This is a genomic window from Hymenobacter frigidus (assembly GCF_014640435.1).
In the GTDB taxonomy this organism is placed as follows: Bacteria; Bacteroidota; Bacteroidia; order Cytophagales; family Hymenobacteraceae; genus Hymenobacter; species Hymenobacter frigidus.
Map to the genome: position 1 here is coordinate 1 of NZ_BMGY01000093.1, position 1,952 is coordinate 1,952.

At 56.8% G+C, this 1,952-nt stretch carries 3 protein-coding genes; all 3 read left to right on the forward strand.

Annotated elements, in window-relative coordinates:
* Positions 1-313 precede the first annotated feature (313 nt).
* Positions 314-862: a hypothetical protein gene (locus IEW17_RS21185; protein ID WP_229749184.1), complete on the forward strand. Its 549-nt coding sequence runs from the start codon at positions 314-316 to the stop codon at positions 860-862.
* A 347-nt stretch (positions 863-1,209) separates the two neighbouring features.
* Positions 1,210-1,533 carry a helix-turn-helix domain-containing protein gene (locus IEW17_RS20545; protein ID WP_229749185.1) on the forward strand — a complete coding sequence of 108 codons (324 nt, stop codon included), beginning with the start codon at positions 1,210-1,212 and terminating at the stop codon, positions 1,531-1,533.
* Between the two features lie 5 nt (positions 1,534-1,538).
* On the forward strand, positions 1,539-1,952 hold a 414-nt coding region (locus IEW17_RS20550), incomplete at its 3' end, for a transposase (RefSeq protein ID WP_188563936.1).

A 1,952-nucleotide genomic window follows, 5' to 3' on the forward strand; every position in this document is an offset into this window, starting at 1 on the left:
AGCCCCGCCGGAAAATCCGAGCGGGGCCCTTGCCTTATTCCTGTCAACAAATAGCCGGACGAGACATACTCCGCCGCGCCGACAACCCCATCAGGGAATGGCGTAGTACCGGTGCCCTACATGAAATGCCCACCGAAGGCAACACGCAGCTTCGCGCTCAGGGAAGGCAACGATGCTGGAGTGCAGCAAAACGGTCCGAAAGTAAACGCGCTCCGTTCAGTTGAAGGAGCGTTTTAACCCTCTATTGTACCCGTGCCCCTACCTTGCTTTTCTGTTGCCGTGCTCTCCCGTTTACCCCAACCGCTCCCGTTAAGTGAGAAAAGCACCTGTTTTGCGTTTGTTAGCCTTTGGCCTGGTAGTGGGGTGGTTGTTTTTTCTAACCGAATACGAGTTTACGACCTATCCCGTGGAGGGGTGTGCCCAACCCGTCACCGCCATCACCTACTCAAAGGCGTTCCATCGAGGTCGGTTATTTAGCCGGGGCGTGGCGTTTGTGCGGGGCGAGTACCGCACCCGAGAAATTCCCAGTCGCGATTGCGTGATTCTACCACACCTGAGTGGTTTCGACGCCTATTTTGAAGCCATCCTGACGTGTGAAAACGGGACCATCGTCGGCAATTCTTCCGATGGCTTGCTGGAGTCGCCTAGTCCCTCAAAAGCGATAGTTTTCCGCGCATTGAGCAACCCCGACTACCTCAGGGTAAACGCATTAAAAAACCCAGCTTCGATTCTCGCGTCTGGAGGCACTTTTGAAAACGCTATCCGGGCTCCATCGGCGGGCTCTTTTGGTACCCAAGTATCCCCAGGGCCTGGAAAGACAGTTGGCCAGATTTTAATGCGTTTACCCTGCCCGACTACCTAGAGCTTCGCGAAACCAACGCGCGCAATTTGATTAAGCTGCACTGAAACGGGTAGAGAAGTCGTCCACCATTAGAAGCTAAACAACCTTAGAAAGGACAGTCTGACGTTTAGCAAAAAGGTCCGAAGGTAAACGAGGGTTATTCTGAGGGAATGATATTCAAGCTAGTGTTCTGACAACTTAATTACAGCATTATTAGTTTAGGCAGCGTACCCCCCTCCTTTCCCCTTATGGCCCGCACCGCTGCCCCCGTCATTTTACCCCCCGCCGACCACGCCACGTTGCGTAGTATTATCAAAAAAGGCACCCACAAGAGCCGTAAAATCACCCGTGCCCGTGCCCTGTAGGCCATGGGCGCGGGGAAAGCCCGGTTGGTCGTGCAAACCGAAGCGGGTATTTCGGCCAACCAGTACTATTGCCTCAAGCGGCGTTACCTGGCCGCCGGACTGGCCGATGCCCTGGAAGAACGCCCGCGCAGCGGCCAACCGCCGAAAGTAACGGCGGCCTTGGAAGCGAAAATCACGAGCCTGGCCTGCAGCGAGGCCCCGGCCGGGGCCGCCCGCTGGACGTTGTCGCTGCTCAACGAGACGTTGGTGGCACTCGCGTACGGGCCCGTGATTTCCAACGAAACGATTCGTAACGTTTTAAAAAAAGCCAACTCAAGCCCTGGTTGAAGCAGATGTGGTGCATTGGCACCCTCACGGGCGAGTACCTGGCCAACCTGGAAGACGTGTTGGATGTATACGCGCAGCCCGTCGTCGCGGGCGTCACGCGCCTGTGCTTCGACGAGCGGCCCTGCCAGTTGCTCGACCACGTGCTGAGCCCGATTCCGGCCAAGCCGGGGGCGACCCGCAAAGAACACCAGGAGTACCTGCGCAAAGGCGTTTGCAACGTGCTGCTGGCCTATAACATCGACACCGGCCAGCACCATCTGCAAGTCACCGCCACCAAAACCAAGGCGGATTACGCCCGATTTATGGATGGGGTGGTTGCCACCCATTACCCGGACGTGCCCACCATCCAGTTGGTGCAGGACAATTACAGCACCCACACCTACGGCGCTTTTTACGAGCACCTGCCCGTTGAAAGAGCC

What these genes read in the sequence shown, in the direction of transcription:
- IEW17_RS20545 (WP_229749185.1), top strand. Translation starts at nt 1,210, where the DNA reads ATGGGCGCGGGGAAAGCCCGGTTGGTCGTGCAAACCGAAGCGGGTATT.